The organism is Streptomyces sp. NPDC001717, from assembly GCF_042892775.1.
In the GTDB taxonomy this organism is placed as follows: Bacteria; Actinomycetota; Actinomycetes; order Streptomycetales; family Streptomycetaceae; genus Streptomyces.
This window is the reverse complement of record NZ_JBIAUK010000024.1, coordinates 30,616-52,003: the sequence shown is the minus strand read 5'-3', so window position 1 is coordinate 52,003 and position 21,388 is coordinate 30,616. Positions and strand designations below refer to the sequence as shown.

Annotated in this window: 23 protein-coding genes; 15 read left to right on the top strand and 8 right to left on the bottom strand. The window is 74.0% G+C overall.

Features of this window, described 5'->3' with window-relative positions; genetic code table 11:
* Window positions 1-171: 171 nt before the first annotated feature.
* Entirely contained in the window at window positions 172-777 is a 606-nt protein-coding gene (locus ACFYZL_RS29630; protein ID WP_388683117.1) for a hypothetical protein, read from the top strand.
* A gap of 77 nt (window positions 778-854) precedes the next feature.
* Window positions 855-2,324: a PepSY-associated TM helix domain-containing protein gene (locus ACFYZL_RS29625; RefSeq protein ID WP_388683114.1), complete on the top strand. Its 1,470-nt coding sequence runs from the start codon at window positions 855-857 to the stop codon at window positions 2,322-2,324.
* Between the two features lie 86 nt (window positions 2,325-2,410).
* Here ACFYZL_RS29625 and ACFYZL_RS29620 read toward each other — a convergent pair whose 3' ends face one another.
* Window positions 2,411-3,016, bottom strand: a complete 606-nt coding sequence (locus ACFYZL_RS29620; protein WP_384751261.1) for a winged helix-turn-helix domain-containing protein — start codon at window positions 3,014-3,016, stop codon at window positions 2,411-2,413.
* Window positions 3,017-3,560: 544 nt separating this feature from the next.
* Window positions 3,561-4,580 (bottom strand): glutamine synthetase, encoded by a 1,020-nt coding sequence (glnII, locus tag ACFYZL_RS29615; RefSeq protein ID WP_384593824.1) that lies wholly within the window; start codon window positions 4,578-4,580, stop codon window positions 3,561-3,563.
* A 258-nt stretch (window positions 4,581-4,838) separates the two neighbouring features.
* Between glnII and ACFYZL_RS29610 the strand changes: the two genes are divergently transcribed.
* Window positions 4,839-5,756, top strand: coding sequence for a Gfo/Idh/MocA family protein (locus ACFYZL_RS29610; protein ID WP_388683245.1), 918 nt, complete (start codon window positions 4,839-4,841; stop codon window positions 5,754-5,756).
* A gap of 51 nt (window positions 5,757-5,807) precedes the next feature.
* Here ACFYZL_RS29610 and ACFYZL_RS29605 read toward each other — a convergent pair whose 3' ends face one another.
* Window positions 5,808-6,374, bottom strand: coding sequence for a hypothetical protein (locus tag ACFYZL_RS29605; protein ID WP_384751264.1), 567 nt, complete (start codon window positions 6,372-6,374; stop codon window positions 5,808-5,810).
* A gap of 113 nt (window positions 6,375-6,487) precedes the next feature.
* On the opposite strand from ACFYZL_RS29605, the gene ACFYZL_RS29600 reads away from it, so the two are divergent.
* Both ACFYZL_RS29600 and ACFYZL_RS29595 read left to right on the top strand, forming a co-directional pair.
* On the top strand, window positions 6,488-7,309 hold the full coding sequence (locus ACFYZL_RS29600) for an alpha/beta fold hydrolase (RefSeq protein WP_384751267.1): 822 nt from the start codon (window positions 6,488-6,490) through the stop codon (window positions 7,307-7,309).
* A 178-nt stretch (window positions 7,310-7,487) separates the two neighbouring features.
* The gene (locus ACFYZL_RS29595; protein WP_384751270.1) at window positions 7,488-7,949 is read left to right on the top strand and encodes a GNAT family N-acetyltransferase; all 462 of its coding nucleotides are present in this window, start codon (window positions 7,488-7,490) and stop codon (window positions 7,947-7,949) included.
* Between the two features lie 35 nt (window positions 7,950-7,984).
* Here the strand turns inward: ACFYZL_RS29595 and ACFYZL_RS29590 are convergent, their stop codons facing one another.
* Both ACFYZL_RS29590 and ACFYZL_RS29585 read right to left on the bottom strand, forming a co-directional pair.
* Entirely contained in the window at window positions 7,985-9,358 is a 1,374-nt protein-coding gene (locus tag ACFYZL_RS29590) for a PLP-dependent aminotransferase family protein (protein ID WP_388683110.1), read from the bottom strand.
* Window positions 9,355-9,807: a MarR family transcriptional regulator gene (locus tag ACFYZL_RS29585; protein WP_384751275.1), complete on the bottom strand. Its 453-nt coding sequence runs from the start codon at window positions 9,805-9,807 to the stop codon at window positions 9,355-9,357. Before ACFYZL_RS29585 ends, ACFYZL_RS29590 begins: the two co-directional genes overlap by 4 nt.
* 63 nt (window positions 9,808-9,870) lie before the next feature.
* On the opposite strand from ACFYZL_RS29585, the gene ACFYZL_RS29580 reads away from it, so the two are divergent.
* Window positions 9,871-10,731 (top strand): alpha/beta fold hydrolase, encoded by an 861-nt coding sequence (locus ACFYZL_RS29580; protein WP_388683106.1) that lies wholly within the window; start codon window positions 9,871-9,873, stop codon window positions 10,729-10,731.
* Here ACFYZL_RS29580 and ACFYZL_RS29575 read toward each other — a convergent pair.
* A complete protein-coding gene (locus tag ACFYZL_RS29575; protein WP_388683103.1) occupies window positions 10,717-11,088 on the bottom strand; it encodes an ArsC/Spx/MgsR family protein in 372 nt (123 codons plus the stop codon). The genes ACFYZL_RS29580 and ACFYZL_RS29575 overlap by 15 nt on opposite strands.
* Window positions 11,089-11,194: 106 nt before the next feature.
* Between ACFYZL_RS29575 and ACFYZL_RS29570 the strand changes: the two genes are divergently transcribed.
* Window positions 11,195-11,446 carry a hypothetical protein gene (locus ACFYZL_RS29570; protein WP_388683101.1) on the top strand — a complete coding sequence of 84 codons (252 nt, stop codon included), beginning with the start codon at window positions 11,195-11,197 and terminating at the stop codon, window positions 11,444-11,446.
* 100 nt (window positions 11,447-11,546) lie between these two features.
* Here ACFYZL_RS29570 and ACFYZL_RS29565 read toward each other — a convergent pair whose 3' ends face one another.
* Window positions 11,547-12,662 (bottom strand): PP2C family protein-serine/threonine phosphatase, encoded by a 1,116-nt coding sequence (locus ACFYZL_RS29565; RefSeq protein WP_384759250.1) that lies wholly within the window; start codon window positions 12,660-12,662, stop codon window positions 11,547-11,549.
* Window positions 12,663-12,840: 178 nt separating this feature from the next.
* Here ACFYZL_RS29565 and ACFYZL_RS29560 point away from each other — a divergent pair, with 178 nt between their 5' ends.
* The 3 genes from ACFYZL_RS29560 (at window position 12,841) to ACFYZL_RS29550 (ending at window position 16,083) form a co-directional block, all read left to right on the top strand.
* Complete coding sequence (locus ACFYZL_RS29560) at window positions 12,841-13,509, top strand: VIT family protein (protein WP_384759256.1); 669 nt, start codon at window positions 12,841-12,843, stop codon at window positions 13,507-13,509.
* Between the two features lie 250 nt (window positions 13,510-13,759).
* Complete coding sequence (locus ACFYZL_RS29555) at window positions 13,760-14,656, top strand: TIGR01777 family oxidoreductase (RefSeq protein ID WP_388683098.1); 897 nt, start codon at window positions 13,760-13,762, stop codon at window positions 14,654-14,656.
* A gap of 167 nt (window positions 14,657-14,823) precedes the next feature.
* Window positions 14,824-16,083 (top strand): FAD-dependent oxidoreductase, encoded by a 1,260-nt coding sequence (locus ACFYZL_RS29550; RefSeq protein ID WP_384758024.1) that lies wholly within the window; start codon window positions 14,824-14,826, stop codon window positions 16,081-16,083.
* 53 nt (window positions 16,084-16,136) lie between these two features.
* Here ACFYZL_RS29550 and ACFYZL_RS29545 read toward each other — a convergent pair whose 3' ends face one another.
* The gene (locus ACFYZL_RS29545; RefSeq protein ID WP_388683096.1) at window positions 16,137-17,597 is read right to left on the bottom strand and encodes a regulator; all 1,461 of its coding nucleotides are present in this window, start codon (window positions 17,595-17,597) and stop codon (window positions 16,137-16,139) included.
* A gap of 173 nt (window positions 17,598-17,770) precedes the next feature.
* Between ACFYZL_RS29545 and ACFYZL_RS29540 the strand changes: the two genes are divergently transcribed.
* The 5 genes from ACFYZL_RS29540 to ACFYZL_RS29520 all read left to right on the top strand — a co-directional run bounded on the left by ACFYZL_RS29540 (window position 17,771) and on the right by ACFYZL_RS29520 (window position 21,237).
* Window positions 17,771-18,115 carry a hypothetical protein gene (locus ACFYZL_RS29540; protein WP_384758018.1) on the top strand — a complete coding sequence of 115 codons (345 nt, stop codon included), beginning with the start codon at window positions 17,771-17,773 and terminating at the stop codon, window positions 18,113-18,115.
* A gap of 43 nt (window positions 18,116-18,158) precedes the next feature.
* Complete coding sequence (gene lipB / locus ACFYZL_RS29535; protein WP_384758015.1) at window positions 18,159-18,983, top strand: lipoyl(octanoyl) transferase LipB; 825 nt, start codon at window positions 18,159-18,161, stop codon at window positions 18,981-18,983.
* Between the two features lie 108 nt (window positions 18,984-19,091).
* Entirely contained in the window at window positions 19,092-20,045 is a 954-nt protein-coding gene (gene lipA, locus ACFYZL_RS29530; protein ID WP_384758013.1) for a lipoyl synthase, read from the top strand.
* Between the two features lie 292 nt (window positions 20,046-20,337).
* Entirely contained in the window at window positions 20,338-20,535 is a 198-nt protein-coding gene (locus ACFYZL_RS29525; RefSeq protein ID WP_376661931.1) for a hypothetical protein, read from the top strand.
* A 9-nt stretch (window positions 20,536-20,544) separates the two neighbouring features.
* Window positions 20,545-21,237, top strand: a complete 693-nt coding sequence (locus tag ACFYZL_RS29520) for a DUF4191 domain-containing protein (RefSeq protein WP_384758010.1) — start codon at window positions 20,545-20,547, stop codon at window positions 21,235-21,237.
* Window positions 21,238-21,388: the final 151 nt, after the last annotated feature.

Sequence of the window (21,388 nt, the reverse complement as noted above, 5' to 3'; positions counted from 1 at the left end):
CGGCACCGGGCCCCGTGGGAACATGTCCCGGCCATGTCCCTGAACCCCGCGCCGATGCGCGCCACGCGAGCCGCGACCTTCGCGGCGATGTGTGTCGCTTTGGGTGCTGCGGGGCATTCGTACATGTCCGGTACGGACATCCCCCTCGCAGGGCTTCTGTGTGCTTTCGCGGTGACCGGAGGGTTCGCCTGGACGGCCACCGGACGGCGCCGGGGCCCCGTCGGGATCGGCGCGGCGGTGCTCGCCGTGCAGGGGGTGCTGCACCTCGTCTTCTCCGGGAGCCAGGCGGCGATGCCGGCACCCGCGCCCCCGCACCACCACATGCCGGACCTGGGCGCGGGCATGGACATGTCCGGGATGAACATGTCCGGGACGGACATGGGGGCGATGGGCTCCGCGGCCCACGCCGCCGCCGACACGAGCGCCATGGCCGGGATGGCCGACATGGCCGGGCACGGGGGCGTCGGGATGATCGCCGCGCACGTGCTCGCCGGGCTGCTCTGCGCCGCCTGGCTGGCCCGGGGCGAGGCCGCGGTCTTCCGGCTGGCCCGCGCCCTCGGCGCCGCCGCGCTGCACGCGGCCCGGCCGCTCGCCCGCGCGTTCGCCCTCGCGGCGGCCCGGGTGGCCGCCCCGCCGGCGCCACCCGTCCTCCGGCCCCGGTCCGAGCGGCCGCGCCGGCTGCGGGGCGCCCTGCACGCCCACGCCGTGGTGCGCCGAGGCCCGCCCGCGTACCGAGCGTTCAGCACCACGGCCCCCGGCCACCCTGCCCGCGCCTGACCGGCGCACTCCTCGGCGAGGAGGAGGCGAGACCCGGGGCCGACTTCCCCATGTCTTCGCCAACCCCTAGGACCCACATGTCCCTCGACGAGGCCCAGGACGTCCGCACCTCGGACGCCGACCCCGACACCACCGCCATACCCAAGAGGCGCCCCGGCGGCTGGGCCGCCCTGCGGCCGCTGCTCCTGCGCATGCACTTCTACGCGGGGCTGCTGATCGCCCCGCTGCTGTTCCTCGCCGCCGCCACCGGGCTGCTGTACGCCGGTTCCTGGCAGGCCGAGAAGATCCTCTACTCCGACGAGCTGACCGTCTCCCGGGTCGGCGACGGCGCGCTGCCGCTCAGCGCCCAGGTCGAGGCGGCCAAGGGCGCCGCGCCGGAGGGCGAGGTCGTCTCCGTGTGGCCCGGGCCCGACGCGGAGGCCACCACCCGGGTGATCATGGAGAAGCCCGGTCTCCCCGAGGGCGAGACCCTCACCGTCTTCGTCGACCCGTATACGGCCGAGGTGCGCGGACAGCTCGCCACCTCCGGTGACGCGCTGCCGCTGCGGGCCTGGCTGAGCGAGTTCCACGCGAACCTCCAGCTCGGCGAGTTCGGCCGGAACTACAGCGAGATGGCCGCCAGCTGGATGTGGATCGTCGCCCTCGGCGGGCTCGCCCTGTGGATCGGCCGCCGCCGAAAGCGCCGGGCCGAGCTCGTCCTCCCGGACCGGACGGCCACCGGCCGCCGCCGCACCCTGTCCTGGCACGGGGCCGTCGGACTCTGGTCCGTCGCCGGGCTCGTCGTCCTGTCCGCCACCGGTCTGACCTGGTCGAAGTACGCCGGTGAGAACATCGGGCAGCTCCAGGACCGCCTCGGCGGCGCCACCCCCAGCGTCTCCGCCAAGCTCAAGCCGGGCGCCGGCGCGGCCGACGGGGGCGACGAGCACGCCGGCCACGTCATGCCCGACGGCACGCAGATGGACATGCCGATGCCGCCCACCGCGGACATCGGCCTCGACAAGGCCGTGGCCGCCGCACGCGCCGCGGGGGTCACCGAGGAGCTCCGGATCACCCTGCCCGCCAAGGGCAAGGGGTACGTCGTCAAGGAGCAGGACAAGCAGGTGCCGGTGCACCTGGACGCGGTCGCCATCGACCCCGCCGACGGCAAGGTCATCGACGAACTCCGCTTCGCCGACTACCCGCTGCTCGCGAAGATGACCCGCTTCGGCATCGACCTGCACATGGGCAAGACCTTCGGGCTCGTCAACCAGATCGCACTGGCCGCGCTCGCCGTCGCCGTGATGTTCCTGGTCTTCTGGGGCTACCGGATGTGGTGGCTGCGCCGCCCGACGAAGGACCGCGGGCTGTCCGTCGGCCGCGCCCAGCCGCGCGGAGCCTGGCGGAAGCTGCCGGTCACCGTGCTGCTGCCGCTGGTCGCGGTGACCGCGGTGGTCGGCTGGTTCGTCCCGCTGCTCGGGATCAGCCTGGTGGCGTTCCTGGTGATCGACGTGGCCCTGGGCTTCGTCGCGGCGCGGCGCGGCCGGGCGGCGGTGGCCGCCGCGGAGTGAGCCGACGCGCCGCGGGCCCGTACCCCTTCCGCTTCGGAGGGGGTACGGGCCCGCGCGCGCAGGGTCGCCCTGTTCCAACGGGCAGGTCAGGGGGCGTACTTGTACCCCACCCGGCGGACCGTCTGGATCGCGTTGCGGTGGGCGGAGCCCAGCTTGCGGCGCAGGCGGGCGATGTGGACGTCCACGGTGCGGCCGTCGCCGACGTGTCCGTAGCCCCAGACCGTGGTCACCAGCTGGTCGCGGCTGTGCACCCGGTGCGGGTGCTTCACCAGGTGCGCCAGCAGCTCGAACTCCAGGTACGTCAGGTCGAGCACCTGCCCGTCGACGGCGGCCGTGCGCTGCGCCGAGTCGATGCGGACCAGGGCGTCGTCGGCGCCGCGGTCGCCGTCCGAGTCGGGGGCGACGGAGGGCGCCGGTCCCGCCACGGCGTGCGGGGCGAAGGCGATCGGCGGCTGCTGGTCCGCCGGCACGAGCACCAGGTAGCCGATCATCGGCGGCTGCCCGGGCAGGGTCGGCAGGGTGTGCTGGGGCGCGGGGAGCCAGGTGGCGCCGGGCGGCAGCAGATCCGCCACGCGGGCCACCTCGTTCCGGTCCACGGCGCGCAGCCGGTGGCGCGGACTGGGGGGATAGGACAGGGGGGTCGCAGCGGAGGCGGAGGCCGAGGCGGAGACGAGGGAACGGGTGTTAGCCATGAGTGGTCAGCTCTTTCACGCGGAGGAATCGGCAGGAGACGTGCGTAGTGGCGTACGTCATCGGTGTCGTTCCGCGCAGACCGAAGGCCTGGGACGGCTCAGGTGGGAGATCCCGGAGGCTTTAGAGGGCCGGCGCGTTCTTCGCGCGGCAACACACCCGGTCGAAATCGTGATCCTGACGGGACGGCCAGAACGGCTCGAGGTCGCTGCGACCCGACGAGGTGTACGAGGTGTACGAATGGCTGGCCATGGCCCCATTCAAGCAGAACCCCGCCCCCGAGGGCAGGCCCCGTCTCACCTAATGGATCGGAATCTCAAATTCGACTGCCAACATCCCATGAATTCCGGGTAAATGCCCCTCGCCCGCCCTGGCCGGCCCTCGTCTCCCTCTCGACTCGCTCTCGACCCTCCTCGACTCTCCCCGACCCTCCTCCCCTCCCGTGCCCGACTCCGGCCGCTCCCGGGGACGACGACGCCCGCCGGGCCACGAGGGCTCGGCGGGCGTCGTCAGGTGGTGGTGCCAGGAGGGCGGGACCCGGAGGGGTCAGACCAGGCCGTCCTTCTCCAGGCCCGTGCAGCAGGTGTCCACGATCAGGCGGGTCACCACGTACGGGTCCACGTTCGCGTTCGGGCGGCGGTCCTCGATGTAGCCCTTGCCGTCCTTCTCCACCTGCCACGGGATGCGGACCGAGGCGCCGCGGTCCGAGACGCCGTAGCTGAACTCGTTCCACGGGGCGGTCTCGTGCAGACCCGTCAGGCGCTCGTCGATGCCCGCGCCGTAGTTCTTCACGTGGTCGAGCGGCTTGCTGCCCTCGCCCAGCGCCTCGCACGCGGAGATGATCGCGCGGTAGTCCTCGCGCATCGCCTTCGTGGAGAAGTTGGTGTGCGCGCCCGCGCCGTTCCAGTCGCCCTTCACCGGCTTCGGGTTCAGCGTCGCGGAGACGTTGAAGTCCTCGGCGGTGCGGTACAGCAGCCAGCGGGCGATCCACAGCTGGTCCGAGACCTCCAGCGGGCCGACCGGGCCGACCTGGAACTCCCACTGGCCGGGCATGACCTCGGCGTTGATGCCGGAGATGCTCAGGCCCGCCGCGAGGCAGTGGTCCAGGTGCTTCTCGACGATCTCGCGGCCGAAGATCTCGTCCGAGCCGACACCGCAGTAGTAGCCGCCCTGCGCGGCCGGGAAGCCGCCCACCGGGAAGCCGAGCGGCCGGATGCCGTCGAAGAAGGTGTACTCCTGCTCGATGCCGAAGATCGGCTCCTGCCCGGCGAACTTCTCGGCGATCGGACGCAGCAGCGCGCGGGTGTTCGACTCGTGCGGGGTCATGTCGATGTTCAGGACCTCGCACAGGACGAGGATGTTGTCGCCGCCGCGGATCGGGTCCGGGCAGGAGAAGACCGGGTTCAGCACCCGGTCGGAGGCGTGGCCCTCGGCCTGGTTCGTGCTCGATCCGTCGAAGCCCCAGATCGGCAGCGCGTCGCCGTCGGCCAGGATCTTCGTCTTGGAGCGAAGCTTCGCCGTCGGCTCGGTGCCGTCGATCCAGATGTACTCAGCCTTGTAGCTCACGGGCCCCATCCTCAGACTCTGCGGGTGCTGTGCCGGCCGCCGCTCTGCTTCATTGCCGCGCTGCGGTGATGACCGCAGCGTGCCCGCCCGCGATTTCCCTTCCGTTGCCCGTGTGTGAACCCCGTGTTACCGAGGTTTGCGCCGCAGGTGGGGTGGGCTGTGCGGGACGGAAGCCGGTCGGCGGCCGGGCGTCCGTCCGGGTGGAGGGCCGGTGGGCGACGGGTCCGGCGCCGCGTGGGGCAGACTGGGCCCGTGAGCATTTCGTCTGATGTGAGCTCGGTCCAGGGCCCCCGCCCCAGGGTCGGGCTGCTGGGCACCGGTCCCTGGGCCCACCGCACGCACGCCCCCGCCCTCGCCGCGCACGCCGGGTCCGAGTTCGCCGGAGTGTGGGGCCGCAGGCCGGAAGCCGCCGCCGAGTTGGCGGGCGAGTACGGCGTGAAGGTGTACGAAGACCCCGACGCGCTGTTCGCCGACTGTGACGCCGTGGCCTTCGCCCTGCCGCCCGACGTCCAGGCCCCGCTCGCCGTGCGCGCCGCCGCGGCCGGCTGCCACCTGCTGCTCGACAAGCCCGTCGCGACCACCGTCGCGGACGCCCGGGCCGTCGCCGACGCGGTGGCGCGACACCGGGTCGCCTCCGTCGTCTTCCTCACGCTGCGCTTCGCCGAGCCGACCGCCGGATGGGTCGAGGAGCAGGCCGGACGGGAGGGCTGGTTCACCGCGGCCGCCCACTGGCTCGGTGCCGTCTTCCCGCCCGACGGCACGCCCAGCGCGTACGCCGACTCGCCGTGGCGCAAGGAGAAGGGCGGGCTCTGGGACGTGGGCCCGCACGCGCTGTCCGTGCTGATCCCGGTCCTCGGCGACGTCACCGCCGTCAGCGCCACCCCGGGCCCCTCCGACGTGGTCCAACTGGCCCTGCGGCACGCCTCCGGGGCGGCCAGCACGGCCGTCCTGAGCCTGGGCGCCCCGCGCGAGGCCGCCGGGGTGGGGCTCGAACTGCGCGGCGCCGAGGGCGTGTACGCATTGCCGGGCTGGAGCGACGTACCGGGCGCGTACGGGCGGGCCCTGGACGCGCTGCTCACGGCGGGCCGCACCGGCGTGCCGGATCCGCGGGACGCGGAGTTCGGGGCGCGGCTGACGGAGATCCTGGCGGAGGCCGAGACGCAGCTTCCGGGCTGAGCCCGCGGGGGCGGAGACGCGTCGGGGCGTGTCGGGGGCGTGGGGGCGCCCCTATTTGATGACCGCGTTGGCCACGATGATGACCAGGCCGATCGTGGCGTCGGCCAGGCCGATGAGGAGCGCCGAGGCGAGCCGGTAGCCGACCCGGAGCGCCACGAAGGAGCCCCAGGCGAAGAGCAGCGCCGTGTTCAGGCCGAGTCCGACGGCGGTCACCCCCGAGGAGTCCCAGTCCGCGATCCCGGCCGCGACCAGCAGCAGCACGGTGGGCAGGGTGGCCACGATCATCGGCCACTCGTTCCACAGCGCCCGGACGAGCACGTGCCACCGGTGGGCGGCGGAGCCGCGGTGGTGGGTGGTCATGTGGTGCGAGTAGCCGTGCGCGAGTCCGGCGGCGGCCGCCGTCACGAGGACCCAGCTGGCGTCGTAGAAGGGGGTGTACTCGCCGCCCTGCTGGTCGAGCGCGGCGAGCAGCGCACTGGCCAACACGGTCCCGTACACCCCGCCGAACATCCAGTCGGCCCCCCGCCGGGGAGGGGGGAAGGGGGAGCGGGTCTGGGCCTGGGAGTCGGACTGGCGCTCGGGCTCGGGCTGTGGGGTCGGGAGCGTCGGCTCGGTCACGATGTGTCCTTTGGTGCGGTTCGTCCGTATTCGCTGTCCCGCCACCCTACGAGCCCCCGGGGCCCCGAACGCGAAGCGGCCGGTCGGTACCCTTCGGACGGGGAAGGGGGATCATGGAATCCGAGACGAACGGACACCTCGCCGAGTGGACCGAGCGGACCGTGGTACGGGACGGCGTGCGGCTCTCCTGCCGGGACTGGGGCGGGGACGGGCCGGCCGTGGTCCTGCTGCACGGGCTGGCCGGCCACGCCGGTGAATGGGACGCGGCGGCACGACACCTGAGCTCCCGCCACCGGGTCGTCGCCGTCGACCAGAGGGGCCACGGGGGCAGCGAACGCCACCCGGCCGACGTCTCCCGCGCCGCGTACGTGGCGGACGTCCTCGCCGTCGCCGACCGGCTGGAGCTGGGCCGGTTCGCCCTGGTCGGCCAATCGCTGGGCGGTCATACGGCCATGCTCGCCGCCGCCGCGCACCCGGCGCGCGTCCGCGCCCTCGCGCTCGTCGAGGCCGGACCGGGCGGAGGGAAGCCGGAGACGCTCGCCGAGATCGGCGGATGGTTCGACTCCTGGCCCCGGCCCTTTCCCACGCGGGAGGACGCCGTCGCCTTCCTCGGCGGGGGACCGGTCGGCGAGGGGTGGGCGGCCGGACTCGAGCGGCGGGACGACGGATGGTGGCCGCGCTTCGACCCCGGCACGATGGTCCGCTCCTTGGAGGAGAACGCCCGGCGTTCCTGGTGGGAGGAGTGGGAGCGGGTCGCCTGCCCGACCCTCGCCGTCATCGGCCGGAACGGCATCATCGACGGGCGGGAAGCCGAGGAGATGCTGCGGCGGAGGCCGGACACCCTGGCCGTGAGCGTCCCGGGCGCGGGGCACGACGTACATCTGGAACGTCCCGACGTGCTGGGCGGGCTGCTCTCGGAGTTCCTGGCCGTCTGAGCGGTACGGGCGGTCCGGGCGACCCGGGCGGCAAGGTCCGTGGTGGCGTGCGGGCTCGTGGGGATTCGACGGTGCGGCGCAATGCGGGAGGTCCCGGGCCGCGCACCGCCGGCGCATGATCGGTGATGTCTCGGCCGAGTTGCCGAGTTGCCGAGTTGCCGATCACGGGGGTTCCCGCATGTCCGACATCCACGTCCGCGCCGTCAGGGTCGAGGACTTCGCGCAGTGGCGGGCCCTCTACCGGGGCTACGCCGACTTCTACGAGGTGGAGCAGACGGAGGCCGCCGCCGAGACCGTGTGGTCGTGGGTGAACGACCCCGGCCACGAGGTCGGGGCCCTGGTCGCGGAGGACGCCGAAGGCCGGCTCCTGGGCCTGGCCCACTACCGCCCCTTCGCCCGCCCGCTGTCCGCGACGGTCGGCTGCTTCCTCGACGACCTGTTCGTGGCACCGGAGCACCGCGGTTCGGGCGCCGCCGACCTGCTGCTCGGGGCCCTGCGCGAGCTGGCCGGGGAGCGGGGCTGGAGCGTGGTGCGGTGGATCACCGCCGACGACAACCACCGTGCGCGCGCCAAGTACGACCAGGTGGCCACGCGGACGATGTGGGTCACCTACGACATGGCGCCCGGGCGGGCGAGGTAGCGGGGACGCTTGCGGCACGCGTACGCCCCCGCGCCTTACGGCACACCGCGCAGCACCTGCGACAGGGTGTCCAGGGCCCGGGTGAAGGCGGTGTCCGGTGGGGCCGCGTAGCCGATGACCAGGCCCTCGCGGGGTGGGGTCGGGTCGGACGGGTGATGGTAGGAGGAGAGGCCGTCCAGGGCCAGGCCCGCCGCGTGGGCCGCAGCCAGGGTGGGGGTCTCGCGGCCCGGGGGGAGTTCCACCACGGCGTGGAGGCCCGCCGCGATGCCCGTCACCCGTAGGTGCGGGGCGTCGGCCGCCAGGGCGGTGGTCAGTTGGTCGCGGCGCCGCCGGTAGCGCTTGCGCATGGTGCGGACGTGGCGGTCGTACGCGCCGCATTCGATGAAGTCGGCCAGGGTCAGTTGGTCCAGGGCGCTCGCCCAGGACTCCCGTTGCCCCTTCGCCGCCAGGACCTCGTCGAGCAGGTGGTCCGGGAGGGCCAACCAGCCCAGGCGGATCGCGGGGGAGAGGCTCTTGCTGACCGAGCCCGCGTACACCACGTGCTCGGGGGCCAGGCCCTGGACGGCGCCGACCGGCTTGCGGTCGTAGCGGAACTCGCCGTCGTAGTCGTCCTCGACGATGAGGCCGTCGGCGCCGCGGGCCCACTCCACGGCGGCGGCGCGGCGGGCGGGCAACAGGCGGCCGCCCGTGGGGAACTGGTGCGCCGGCGTGAGCAGCAGCGTGCGGGCCCGGGAGGGGAGTGCGTCGGTGCGGGCGCCGTCCTCGTCGAGGGGGAGCGCGTGGGCCCGGACCCGGGCGGCTTCGAGGATGCCGTGGTGGAAGGGGAGTCCGTACGCCTCCACGGCCCAGTCCCGGGGGCGGACGGACGCCAGGAGGCGCAGGCCGTTCGCGAAGCCGGAGCAGACGACGATGTTGGCGGGGGTGGTGCGGACGCCGCGAGCCCGGGACAGGTAGGCCGCGAGGGCCCGTCGCAGCTCGGGGCGGCCCCGGGGGTCGCCGGGGCCGAAGGCCTCGGTGGGCGCGCCGGCCAGGGCCCGCCGGGCGCTCGCGGCCCAGGCACCGCGCGGGAAGGAGGCGGGGTCGGGCTTGCCCTGGAGGAGGTCGTGGCGCGGGGCGGAGGGGGAGGGGCCGACGGCGGCGGTCGGTGTGGTGGGCGTCGCGGTGGTTTCGGCGACGCGGGTGCCGGAGCCCTGGCGGGCGGTGAACCAGCCCTCCGCGACCAGTTCGGCGTAGGCGTCGGCCACGGCGTTGCGGGCGAGCCCCAGGTCGACGGCGAGCGTCCGGTACGGCGGCAGTCGTGTTCCGGGGGCCAGTCGGCCGGTGCGCACGGCTTCCCGCAGGGCCTGCGCCAAGGCGGTGCGCCGGGCGCCCGTGGCGGGGAGCTCCAGGTGCAGGTCGCTGCCGGTCATGCGCCCGGCTCTCGGGTGGTGAAGACGGTGTGGGCGGCCGTCAGGAAGCGGCGCACGGTGTCCCGTTCGGCGGGCTCGAAGGAGTCCAGGACGTCGAGGAGCCCGTCGATGAGGGGGCCGAAGAAGTCCTGGCCCAGGCGGATCGCCTGCGGCTCCACGCGCAGCAGGACCCGGCGCCGGTCGCGGTCGTCGCGGATCCGTGCGACGTGGCCGAGTCGCTCCAGGCGGTCGATCAGGGAGGTGGTCCCGGCCGAGTTGAGGCCGAGGCGGGCGCCGAGCAGCCCGGCCGTGGCCGGTTCGTCCGCGCGGGCCGCGTCGAGCAGGCAGATCAGAGCCCGCACGTCGGTGGGGTGCATGCCGTTGCGGGCGGCGAACTCCGCCTGACGCAGGCCGAATTCGACGGACACGGCCCGCAGGAGGTGGACCGGGTGCAGGTTGTCGTCGGGCATGGCGCCTCCTAGGATGTCTCGTTGAGCGAGATTATCGCCCGGTGAGGTATTGGAGCGGTCTTCATGTCGTTTCGTGCTGCCTATGAAGAGGTGCTCGGGCGGTGGCCCGGGCCGGTCGAGGGCGTGGAGTCGGCCACTCCGTACGGGGTCACCCGCATCAACAGCTGCGGCCCCGCCGACGCCCCGCCGGTGGTGCTGCTCCCGGGCGGCGGGGCCACGTCCACGGTGTGGGGCGCCTGCGCCGCCGGGCTCGTCGACGGTCATCGGGTGCACGCCGTGGACCTGGTGGGGGAGCCCGGACTCAGCGTTCCGGCGCCGGGTCGGTCGATCCGGGGCGTCGGGGATCTGGTCGGCTGGCTCGACGCCGTGCTCGACGGGCTCGCTCCGGACGGTCCGGGCCGTCGAGGCGGTCCCGGCGGTCGAGGCGGTCCGGGCGGTCCGGTGACTCTCGTCGGGCACTCGTACGGGGCCTGGATCGCCGCTCACTACGCGGCGGCCCGCCCCGACCGGCTGGGCCGCCTCGTACTGGTCGACCCGACCCAGGTGTTCACCGGACTGCGTCCCGCCTACGTGCTGCGCGCGCTGCCCGTGCTGCTGCGCCCCACCCCGCGCCGGATCCGTTCCTTCCTCGCCTGGGAGACCGGCGGGGCCGTGCTGGACGAGGACTGGCTGCGGCTCCAGGACGAGGTCGCCGGGTTTCCCGTCGTCCGCCCCGTCACCGGGCCGCGCCCGGACCCGGCCGGCTTCGGGGGGCTGCCGGTCCGCGTCCTGTTCGCCGAGCGCGCCCGTTGTCATGACGCCGCCCGTGCGGCCCGGGCCGCACGGGCGGCGCTGCCGGGCGCGCGGGTCGACGTGCTGCCGGGGGTCTCGCACCACGCGCTGCCGCTGACGGCGCCCCGGGAAGTCGCCCTAGCCCTTGCGTGAGAGCGCGTCGCGGACCGCTTCCTCGGAGCGGGCCACCACGGCGGTGCCGTCCTCGGCGGTGATGATCGGACGCTGGATCAGCTTCGGGTGCGCGGCCAGGTGCGCGATCCAGCGGTCCCGCGCCTCGTCGGTCTCCTCGCGCGGCAGTTCCCGTACGCCGGTCTCCTTGGCCAGGGGGTCGGAGGTGCGCGTGATCTCCCAGGGCTCCAGCCCGAGGCGGCCGAGCACCTCGCGGATCTCGTCCTCGGAGGGCACGTCCTCCAGGTAGCGGCGCACGGTGTAGTCGGCGCCCTCCGCGTCCAGCACGGTCAGCGCGCTGCGGCACTTGGAACAGGCGGGATTGATCCAGATCTCCATGGCGCCCAGCCTATCCAGGGCCTGCCCGGCCAGGGCTTTTGTCAGTGGTCCCCGGTAAAATTCAGGGAGAACGACAGGAAGCCAACTACCGTTTGGGAGGCTGTAGATGGCCACTGCCATGACCATTCAGAACATCAAGAAGAAGCCGCTTCCCGCGGGCCTGCCCCGCGAGTGGTACGAGAGCCACAACCGCCGTCTGAAGGCGATGCGGTTGGCGATATCCCTGCTCGACTCGGGGACGTATGACGCCCGTCGCGCCACCAACCGCAAGATCCGGACGATGGCCGTCCGGACGGGGATCCACCGCCCGTCGAACGTCACCTGCAGGATGGTGCGGGCGTTCATCCAGGCTGCGTGAGCCGGCTTCGCCGGGCTTTGCGGGCGCCGGCCCGCCGGGAGGGAGACCCGGCGGGCCGGCGTCGGCCACGGGTGTGCCGCCTCGGTCACGGGTGTGCCGGTCAGGCCGTCCCGGTCACGCCGTCCCGGTCACGCGGGCCGTCGAGCGACAGGAGCAGCAGGGCCACGTCGTCGGGGGGACCGCCGTCGGTGAAGGCGGACAGGTCCCGCCAGACGGCTTCGACCAGGCCGTCCGGGTCCCGCGCGAGTACGGGGACCCGCGCGGCCAGCGGGTAGAAGCGCCCCGCCCGGTCCCGGGCCTCCGTCACGCCGTCGGTGTGCAGCAGCAGCCGGTCACCGGGCCGCACCGGCAGCTCCGACACCGTGGGCGGGGCCGGCCCCGCGAGCCCCAGGCCCAGCGGGGGGCCGGGCTCCACCTCCACCTCCGCCACCTCCGCCCCGCGCACGCGCAGCGCGGGCGGGTGCCCGCAGGACACGACCCGTACGAGGTCCAGCCCCGGCGGGAACTCCAACAGCACGGCCGTCGCGAACAGCTCCGGGGCCTGCGCGGAGGAGTCCGCCTCCGTGTCCGCCAGCAGCCGCCGGTCCAGCCGCGCCGCGACGGCCGCCAGCTCCTTGTCGTCGAGCACCGCCTCGCGGAAGGCCCCGAGCAGCGCCGCCACCGTGCCGACCGCCGCCAGCCCGTGGCCCTGCACGTCCCCGATCAGCGCCCGTACCCCGTACGGACCGGCCCGTACGTCGTACAGGTCGCCACCGACCAGGGTGCCGCGCTGCGCGGCCCGGTACAGGCCGGAGCACCGCACCCCGCCGACCCGGTCCGGGACGGGCGGGAGGACGGCCAGCTGCGCCGCCTCCGCGACCGTCCGGACGCTGACCAGCTGCGCGTCCCGGCGCCGCCGCACCCAGGAGATCACCACGCTGAGCAGCCCCACGGCGGCCACCGTGGCCAGGTCGGTGCCCTGGGGATGCGCCTTGACCAGGGTGGGCGCCCCGAGCAGCACGAGAACGATGCTCGAGAAGACGGCGGTCCCGACCGGGCCGTACGCGAAGGCGGCCACCGGGGGCAGGCCGGCCAGGAAGAACCCGAGCTCCACGTCGCCCGGGGTGATCCGCTGGGCGAGCACCAGCACGATCAGGGCCACCACGGGCGCCAGCCTGGCCCAGCGCGGCGGCGCTTCGCCGCGCAGCCAACCCGGATCCTCGCGTCCGCGTCTCACTACTCCACCCTGGTACGGGCGCCGGGCCGGCGCACCCCGGACGGTCCGCCGGGTGGCCCGGCGGAGCGGCTGCCGCGACAGTGGTGGCGTGACGGCAAACGACGGCGGCTCCCGGAAGACCCCGACGCAGGCGCACATCGAGGCGCACGGCACGGGCGGCGGCTCGACGAGCGGGGAGATGAGCACCCGGCTGAACTGGCTGCGCGCGGGTGTACTCGGCGCCAACGACGGGATCATCTCCACGGCGGGCCTGGTGGTCGGCGTCGCCGGGGCCACCACCTCGCGCTCGGCGATCCTCGCGGCGGGGGTCGCCGGACTGCTGGCGGGCTCGCTGTCGATGGCGGCGGGGGAGTACGTCTCCGTCAGCTCGCAGCGGGACTCCGAACGGGCCGCGCTCGACATGGAACGCCGGGAGCTCGCGGAGGAACCGGAGGCGGAGCTGGAGGAGCTCGCGGACCTGCTGGCCGCGAGGGGGCTCAGCCGGGACGTCGCGCGCGAGGCGGCCGAGCAGCTGACGGAACGGGACGCGCTGCGGGCGCACGCCCGGGTGGAGCTCGGGATCAACCCCGACGAACTGGCCAACCCGTGGCACGCGGCCTTCGCCAGCCTCATCGCCTTCACGGTGGGTGCGCTGCTGCCACTGACGGCGATCCTGCTGCCGGGGCCGTCGGCGCGGGTGCCGGTGACGGTGGTGTCGGTGCTGGTCGCGCTCACCCTGTGCGGGGTGCTGAGCGCACGGCTGGGCGGGGCGCCGCTGCTGCGTGCGGTCGCCCGCAACGTCGGCGGGGGCGCGCTGGCGATGGCCGTCACCTACGCGGTGGGCACCTGGCTGGGCACCACCACCTGACCGGCCGAACCGGGCTGCCGCCCGGCCCCGGGGCTCTGCCCCGGACCCCGCGCCTCAAACGCCGGCGAGGCTGGGGATGTCGCCCGGCGAGGCTCGGGTGGCAGACGGCATCAGCCGAATCCAGCCCCTCCGGCGTTTGAGGAGCGGGGTCCGGGGCGGAGCCCCGGGGCCCGGCGTAGCCGGGCTGTCCGTGGGGTCCGCCCGCGCCGGGGTGCGGAGATGTGCCCAGCGGGCTCAGCGACCCGGCAGGATGGGCCCCATGCGCATCGCAGTCACCGGTTCGACCGGACTCATCGGCAGCGCCCTCGTGCGGTCCCTCCGGGAGGACGGGCACGAGGTGGTCCGCTTCGTACGCCGCGAACCCGCCGCGGGCGACGAGGCACGGTGGGATCCGGCGCGCGGCCACGTGGACCCCGAGGCGCTCGCCGGCTGCGACGCCGTCGTGGGTCTCGCCGGGGCCGGCATCGGCGACCACCGGTGGACGGCCGCGTACAAGAAGGAGATCCGCGACAGCCGCGTCCTCGGCACGGCCGCCCTCGCACGGGCGGTGGCCGCCCTCGACGAGCCGCCGCGGGTGTTCGTCGTGGGGTCCGCCGTCGGGTACTACGGCGACACCGGCGACCGGGTCGTGGACGAGAGCTCGCCCGCCGGGACGGGGTTCCTGCCCTCGGTCTGCGTGGAGTGGGAGGCCGCCGCCGCACCCGCCCGGAAGGCCGGGATCCGGACCGCGTTCGCCCGTACCGGACTGGTCGTGGCCGGCGAGGGCGGGGCCTGGGGGCGGATGTTCCCCCTCTTCAAGGCGGGCCTCGGCGGCCGGCTCGGCGACGGCCGCCAGTACTGGTCGTACATCTCCCTCCGGGACGAGGTCGCGGCCCTGCGCCACATCATCGACACGCCCTCCCTCGAAGGCCCCGTCAACCTCACCGCCCCCGAGCCGCTGACCAATCGCGAGGTCACCGCCGCCATGGGCCGGGTGCTGCACCGGCCCGCCCTGCTGCCGGTGCCGGCGGTCGCGCTGCGCGTCGCGCTGGGGGAGTTCTCCTCGGACGTGCTCGGCAGTCAGCGGGCGCGCCCGAAGCGGCTGTTGGAGTCCGGTTTCGAGTTCCGGCACCCGGGCATCGAGGACGCCCTTCGCGCCGCCCTCTGAACGCCCTGTTCCGCGGCGCGTGCGACCGTGTGCGACCGTTTGTGACCCGGATGCGACCGTCGTGCGACCGGAACCGACCGTAATAGCACGCCGAACTCGGGTTCCCCCGGAGCCGGTTGGGGGAAGGAGGATTCCCACACAGCCGCGCCGACCTCGGGGAGGGGCACGTGCTCAGCAGCTCGAACCACGCAGACGTAGTCATCGTAGGAGCCGGGGTCTCAGGACTCGCGGCCGCGCACCACCTGATCGCGGCGGGGGTCACCGTCACCGTCCTGGAGTCCGCGGACGATCCCGGCGGCCGGATGGCCACCGTGTCGGCCGACGGCTTCCGGCTGGACCGGATCGGCCAGCTGCTCAACACCTCGTACACGGAACTCGAACGCACCCCCGGCCTGGAGGAGCTGACCCTGCGCCCGTTCGCGCCCGGGGTACTGGTCCACACCGACGGGAAGCAACTGAGGGCAGGCGCCCTCACCCCCGCCCGCGCCCTGGCCAGCGGCTCGCTCGACCAGGCCCGGCTCAGCGCGGCCCTCGGCCGGCTCGCCGCCCTGCCCGAGGAGAAGCTCCTCGCCCGGCCCGAACGCACCGCCCTCGCCGCCCTGCGCTCCCGCGGCCTGCCGCCGCGCACCGTCAACGGAGTGCTCCGGCCCCTGCTCGCCACCCTGCTCCGGGACCCGGAACTCACCACCTCCAGCCGGGTCGCCGACCTCGCCCTGCGCACCTTCGCCCGCGGCCGCCTCGCCGTACCCGAAGGCGGCGCGGCCGCCCTGCCCGACCTGCTCGCCGCCGCCCTGCCGCCCGGCACCGTGCGCACCGGGGTCCGGGTCCGCTCGGTCGCCACGAACCTGGTCACCACCGTCGACCACGGCGACTTCACCTGCCGCTCCGTGCTCCTCGCCACCGGCGCCCGCGCCGCCGCCGAGCTCCTGCCCGGCTTGCGCGTGCCCGCGTTCCACGAGGTCACCGTCCTGCACCACGCCACCGCCGCACCCCTGCCCTGGGACGGCTCGCTCCTCCTGGACGGCGACCCCAAGTGGCCCGTCTCCCACACCGCCGTGATGAGCGCGGTCGACCCGACGCGGGCCCCGGCCGGCCGGAGCCTGGTCACCACCACCGTGCTCGGCCCGCCGCCGCCCACCCGTACGGTCGCCTCGCGCCTCGCCCGGCTCTACGACTGCGCCACCCGCGACTGGGAGCTGCTGGCCGTCCACCACACCCCCGAGGCCGTCCCCGCCATGCCGCCGCCGCGCGACCCGCGGCGCCCGGTCCGGGTCCTGGCCGGGCTCTACGTGTGCGGCGACCACCGGGACACCAACACCGTCCAGGGCGCCCTGAGCTCGGCCCGCCGCGCCGGCGCCGCGGTCCTGCGCGACTTCGGCATCCCGCTCCCGGCACCCGACCGGCCCGCGCTACCGGTGGCGGCCTGAGAACCACCCACCACCGCCGGCGGGGCCACTCCAGCCCCGCCGGCGCCGCAGGCTCACGACAACGCGGCGACCCGGTCCCGATAGGTCCGCACGGCCGACGCGTCCCGGTACGGCTCCAGGCGCCGCTCGAAGTCCCGTACGTACTCCACCGCCCGCACCGACCGCATCTCCATCGCCTGCTGCGCGGCCTCCGCGCCCAGCGCGCACGCCTGGTCCAGCTCGCCCAGCCCCAGCCGGGCCGTCGCGAGCACCACCCGACAGAACAGCCGCGAACGCGCGTACCCCGCCGCCCGCAGCTGGAGCGAGCGCTCCGCGTGCTGCGCCGAGGCCCGGTACTGCTGGAGGTCCCGGTGGCAGTGCCCGAACTCGTCCGCGAGCTGCCCCTCGTCGTAGTCCCGCGCCCAGTGCGGTACGTCGTCCCCCGGCCGGGCCGCGCCCAGCGCCCGCTCCGCCCGCACCAGCGAGGCCGTCGCCGCCCGCACCTCGCCGAGCACCGCGTGCCCCCGGGCCTCCGCCGAGTGCAGCAGCGCCTGCACCACCGGCGGCGGGCCCGAGCCGACGCCCTGCTGGGCGACGCGGGCCAGCTGCACCGCCTCCCGGCCGTGGCCCAGGTAGACCGCCTGCCGGCTCATGGTGACCAGCACGTACGACCCGTACGGCCGGTCGCCCGCGGCCTGCGCCAGCCGCAGCGCCTGCACGAAGTAGCGCTGGGCGAGGCCGTGCGCGGCGATGTCGTACGAGGTCCAGCCAGCGAGCCGGGTCAGATCGGCGGCGGCCGCGAACAGCCGCCGCCCCGTGGTCTCGCCGTAGGTCCCGCGGAGCATCGGCTCCGCCTCGTGCTCCAGGTAGCGCACCAGCGCCTGGCGGGCGTGGCCGCCGCCGTAGGCGTGGTCCAGGGTGCGGAACAGCTCGCCCACCGATCGCAGCGCGGCGATGTCCCCGCCCGTGACCCGCTGCCCGGGTCCCCGGTCGATCTGGCGCTGCCGGGGCACCGAGGTGCGGCCCTGCACCGGCACGCGGGCCGGCGCGGCGGCGGCCGCCGCGGCCGCCGTCTCCGCTCCGCGGCCCACCCGCTCGTCGGCCCGCCCGATCAGCCAGTCCCGGCTGGGCACGACCAGCCCGGCCGGGGTGAAGGCGATCTTCCGCAGCTCGGCGTGCGAGCCGGAGTCCTTGCGCCACAGCCCGCTCGCGATGTCCACCGCCTCCTCGGGGGTGGCCGCGAACTCCAGCCCCGCGTACACGGGCGCGCACGCGTCCAGCCCCAGGTCCTGTGCGGACAGCCGCCGCCCGAGCCGCCGGGTGAAGACCTCGGCGATCAGTGCCGGGGTGGTCCCGCGGGGCTGCTGCCCGCGCAGCCACCGGGTCACGGACGTCTTGTCGTACCGCAGATCGAGACCGTGCTCCAGACCGAGCTGGTCGACGCGGCGGGCTAGCCCGGCGTTGGAGAACCCGGCTTCCGCGATCAGCGCCGCGAGCTGCCGGTTGGGGACACGCTGGGCAGGTCGTTCCGTCATCGGCTCCACGGTCTCCTGGGGTGACGGACCGGTGTCCCGGCCCTGTGAACGGCGTGAATGTAGCGGCGAACTCCGCTCGCACCGCCCTCTCTGCCCTACATTCATCCGATCGTGTGCAGAATGGGTAGGGCCCTTTACGGACTGACCCCCTCCCTCCGCATAGGCTGCGGCCCATGACCCGCCGGCCCCACCGGGCTCAGCTCCCCGAGGAGCGACCCGAATCCACCGCTCCGCTGCCCCCGCCCGAGCTGACGGAGGCCGAGTGCAGGCGCTGCGGCACCTACATCGCGGGGCTCGACGGGCGTTACGCGTGCGGGGTCTGCGGCTGGGTCAACGACCACTCCGAAGGCCACCGGCGGCTGCCCCGCGCGGACGAGGACCCGGACCGCCCGCAGAAGGGTCGTCGCAGGCCGAAACAACTGCCCTGGCCCCCGCTGGAAGCCCCGCCGCAGACCCTGCCCCAGGGCCCGTCGGCGACCCCCGCCGAGACGCCCGCGGGGCCGCCGTACCCTTGCTGAGTGCGATAGGTGCACACAGCAGGTTCAACGAGGAGGCGCTGCGGTGGCTGAGCTTGGGTTTGTCCATCTGGGCTTCGGGCCGGAGTCCGTCGAGTACACCGCGGCCTGGGAGGAACAGCGCCGGGTGCACGCGGCGCGCTTCGCCGACGAGATCGGCGACACCTGCCTGCTGCTGGAGCACGATCCGGTCTACACGGCCGGCCGGCGCACCGACCCCAGCGAGCGCCCGCTCGACGGCACCCCCGTCATCGACGTGGACCGCGGTGGCAAGATCACCTGGCACGGCCCCGGCCAGCTCGTCGGCTACCCGATCATGAAGCTGCCCCGCCCGGTGGACGTGGTCGCACACGTCCGCCGCCTCGAAGAGGCCCTGATCCGCACCGCCGCCGCATTCGGCCTGGAGACCACCCGCATCGAGGGCCGCTCCGGGGTCTGGGTGCTGGGCGACCCGATCGAGGACCGCCCGAAGCTCGGCGGCCTCGGCGGCCTCACGCTCGACCTCGCCGCGCCCGCCGCCGACCCGCGCACCGGGGACGACGAGTTCGACGCCCGACTGCACGGCCCCGAGTACGCCCCGTCCAACGCCGGCCAGCGCCGCGAGGACCGCAAGCTCGCCGCCATCGGCATCCGCGTCGCCAAGGGCGTCACGATGCACGGGTTCTCCTTCAACGTGAACCCCGACAACGCCTGGTTCGACCGGATCATCCCGTGCGGGATCCGCGACGCGGGTGTGACCTCGCTCTCGTACGAACTGGGCCGGGAGATCACCATCGCCGAGGTGCTCCCGGTCGTCGAACGTCACCTGAAGGACGTACTGGAGCACGCGGAACTGAAGCCCCGCGACATAGAGCCCGCGCTCGGCGGCTAGCCGAGGGGAATGCGCCTGGTCCCCCGCAGGTTGGCCGGACGTAAGAGCGTACGAATTACGGGCGTACCCTGGTGGGCGCCGAAGAATCGAAGTCACAGGGAGCCGGTCGTGTCCGCAGTCGCACCCGACGGACGCAAGATGCTGCGCCTGGAGGTCCGTAACAGCCAGACCCCCATCGAGCGCAAGCCCGAGTGGATCAAGACCCGGGCGAAGATGGGTCCCGAGTACACCAAGATGCAGGCCCTGGTGAAGGGCGAAGGACTGCACACGGTGTGCCAGGAAGCCGGCTGTCCCAACATCTACGAATGCTGGGAGGACCGCGAGGCCACCTTCCTCATCGGCGGCGACCAGTGCACCCGGCGCTGCGACTTCTGCCAGATCGACACGGGCAAGCCCGAGGCCCTGGACCGTGACGAGCCCCGCCGCGTCGGCGAGTCGGTCGTCACGATGGACCTGAACTACGCCACCATCACGGGCGTCGCGCGCGACGACCTGGCCGACGGCGGTGCCTGGCTGTACGCGGAGACCGTGCGCCAGATCCACCAGCAGACGGCGGGCCGCGAGGCCGGTCACACCAAGGTCGAGCTGCTGGCCCCCGACTTCAACGCGGTCCCGGAGCTGCTGGAGGAGGTCTTCGCCTCCCGCCCCGAGGTCTTCGCGCACAACGTCGAGACCGTGCCGCGCATCTTCAAGCGGATCCGTCCCGGCTTCCGCTACGAGCGCTCGCTCGACGTGATCCGCCAGGCCCGCGCCTACGGCCTCGTCACCAAGTCCAACCTGATCCTGGGCATGGGCGAGGAGCGCGAGGAGGTCTCGGAGGCGCTGAAGGAGCTGCACGAGGCCGGCTGCGAGCTCATCACCATCACCCAGTACCTGCGCCCCTCGCCGCGGCACCACCCCGTCGAGCGCTGGGTGAAGCCGGCCGAGTTCGTCGAGCTGGCGAAGGAGGCCGAGGAGATCGGCTTCTCCGGCGTGATGTCGGGCCCGCTGGTCCGTTCTTCGTACCGCGCCGGGCGCCTGTACACCCAGGCGATGGAGAAGCGCAGCCGAGCCGGAGCGTAGGTTGCGGGTCCGTCCGAGGAACGAGGGCGGGCACGCGGCCGAAGCGGTGGCGAGGCGGAGCTCGACCGAGGGCATGGAGAAGCGCGCCGCGGGCGTGTGAACTCGCGCACAAACACCTACTAACGGGTAACACCGCATCGACGCGGCCCCTAGGCTCTTTTTCGAGGGAGAGTCCGGCGGGCCGCGTCAATCTTTCGTCACGATTGACCCGCCGGTCATGCGCTGGTAACACCAGTCAGTGACGCTGGATCCACAGAACGCACACACCGGCACCGTGAAAGGGATCGACACCATGCAGGCCGCGCCCGTACGCGCCATCGCCATCCCGACCCTGTCCGACGCCTTCCGGGGCCTCGAATCCCTGCTGATGAGCGGCGCCCGTCGCAACGCCTGGACGGCGGTCCTCGAGGACCGGCGGCGGGCCAAGGACCGCGTCGAAACCGAACACGTACTTGAGGCCGCGGCGACCCGCACCCCGCAGGCCACGTAAACTCGCTGTATGGCGAGGAAGTCAAACGCAGAGACTGCTGCGAACCCCGGGCGACTGAAGCAGATCGCCCTGACGTACAAGATGACGCGCAAGGCCGACCCGAAGGTCGGTCTCATTGTCGCGGGCGTGGGAATCGTCACCTTCGGTGTCTTCCTCGCGATCGGCTTCCTGATCGACGCTCCGGTCTACCTGGGCATCCTGGGCTTCCTGGTGGCGTTCCTCGCGATGGCGATCGTCTTCGGACGGCGGGCCGAGGCGGCTGCCTTCGGGCAGATGGAAGGCCAGCCGGGTGCGGCCGCGGCCGTCCTGGACAACGTGGGCCGGGGCTGGACGACCACCCCCGCCATCGCGATGAACAAGAGCCAGGACATCGTCCACCGGGCCGTCGGCAAGGCCGGCGTCGTGCTGATCGGCGAGGGCAACCCGAACCGGGTGAAGCTCCTTCTCGCGAACGAGAAGAAGAAGATGGCCCGCATCATGCCCGACGTGCCGGTGCACGACTTCATCGTGGGCAACGGCGAGGGCGAGGTGCCCCTGAAGAAGGTCCGCACCACCCTGCTCAAGCTCCCGCGCGTCCTGGCCGGTCCCCAGATCACCGAGGTCAACGACAAGCTGCGCGCGATGGGCGACCTGATGTCGAACATGCCCCTGCCGAAGGGGCCCATCCCCGGGCGCGGCATGAAGGGCCAGCGACCGCGCTGACCCGTTGACCTGATTTTCGTATACGAGACGGGGGCGCCCCCCCCCCCCCCCCCGGGCGGGGGGGGGCCCCGCCCGGCGGGGGGGGGGCGGGGCCCCGGATCCCCCCGGAGGCCCCGGGGCGCGGGGGGGGGGGGGGCGGGGGCGGCGCCCG